Origin of the sequence: Aeromonas sp. HMWF015 (assembly GCF_963878965.1) — a bacterium.
In the GTDB taxonomy this organism is placed as follows: domain Bacteria; phylum Pseudomonadota; class Gammaproteobacteria; order Enterobacterales; family Aeromonadaceae; genus Aeromonas; species Aeromonas veronii.
In genome coordinates this window covers 1-1,388 of record NZ_CAWNZT010000142.1, presented here as the reverse complement: position 1 = coordinate 1,388, position 1,388 = coordinate 1, and the positions used below count along the sequence as shown (strand labels likewise).

General features: G+C 48.4%; 2 protein-coding genes. Both read left to right on the top strand.

Annotation, left to right across the window (positions count from 1 at the left end):
• Window positions 1-277: TraR/DksA family transcriptional regulator (locus AACS18_RS07415; RefSeq protein ID WP_108614042.1), on the top strand; the 277-nt coding region annotated here is incomplete at its 5' end.
• Window positions 241-1,388: recombinase family protein (locus tag AACS18_RS07410; protein WP_146184867.1), on the top strand; the 1,148-nt coding region annotated here is incomplete at its 3' end. The genes AACS18_RS07415 and AACS18_RS07410, both read left to right, overlap by 37 nt.

The window sequence follows — 1,388 nt, the reverse complement described above, 5'->3', positions numbered from 1 at the left end:
ACTGACCAGCCGGCTGGATCTGCCGAAGGTTGAGCAGAGCGTGGCCCGCCTCAAGCGGATCGATGCGGCACTCTGCCAGATGGATCTTGGCCTCTATGGCCTCTGCTCCGATTGTGAAGAGCCTCTTTCCATCGAACAGCTGGAACAGGATCCGACCCTGCAACGCTGCCCGCGCTGTGAAACCCGTTACCGCAAAGTGTTACAATCAAAAGCACACACATCCGAAGAGATCTACAGATTGTGGGCCGAGAAGAACGAACCAAAGATAAATCAATAGCTTACTCATACATCAGGCTGAGTTCGAAGCAACAAATCAAAGGTGATGGAGCAAGACGGCAGATTGAAGCTGCCGAGCTGTATTGCAAGCAAAACAATCTAACACTCTCATCCAAGACATTCCGCGATCTGGGTATATCTGCTTATAAAGAAGTGGATCGCCCTTCCCTTTCAGATCTTCATCAGTGTATTGCCAACGGCACGATTAAAGCTGGTGATGTTGTCATTCTTGAAAAGTTAGATCGTCTGAGTCGTCAAGGCATCGTCAAGACGCAGGCAATGCTTCAAGAGATATTGTCGAGAGGTGTTGTAGTAGTCAGCTTAATGGATGGGCTTGTGCTTGATCGTGATTCACTAAACGACCTGACATTAGTGATCCGAATCGCGGTAGCTAGTGACATTGCTTATAAAGAATCTCTGGCTAAGTCTCAACGTATACAAGCGAACAAAGACGCGGCCAGAGAGAAAGCAAAACAGGGCGTCGCAATCCCTCGCAAGCTGCCATTTTGGCTGTCGTTAATTGATGGAAAGTATCAGTTCAATGATCGCCTCCCCGTGCTGAAAACTATCATCGACATGAAAGGTGATGGTGCGTCACTCGCTAAAATTGCGGGCCATCTGAACAGCTCTGGTATTCCCACTGCTAATCATAACGGTGTCTGGAACCCGAGCACTCTCCGCGATGTGATAGCAAATCCTTGTCTGTATGGGGCGCATCAAGTCAGAGTGAAAGTCCAGGGCAAGTATCAGCCGAGCGAGTTGATCAATGATTATTACCCTGCGGTAATCAGCTTTTCAGAGTATCAAGAGCTTAACAGCCGAGCAGTTCAACGCCCCGCTGGCAGAAGTGAAACGAATCACATTAGTGGGCTTGTTTACTGCGAGCACTGCGGCAAGAAGATGGCAGCAAAGAGCCGCAAGAATAAAACTGGAAAGGTCACTTACTACTACTGCCGATACGCACTCTTGGAAAGCTGTGAGCACAAGGCACACGTCCGAGACCTACATAGCCATGTGATTGATAATGCTAATCGCCTCGAAATCAAACAGACGATCAAAGACGACAAACGCGCTAACGAAATTTTGATCGAGTTGAGTCAGATCGACAACAG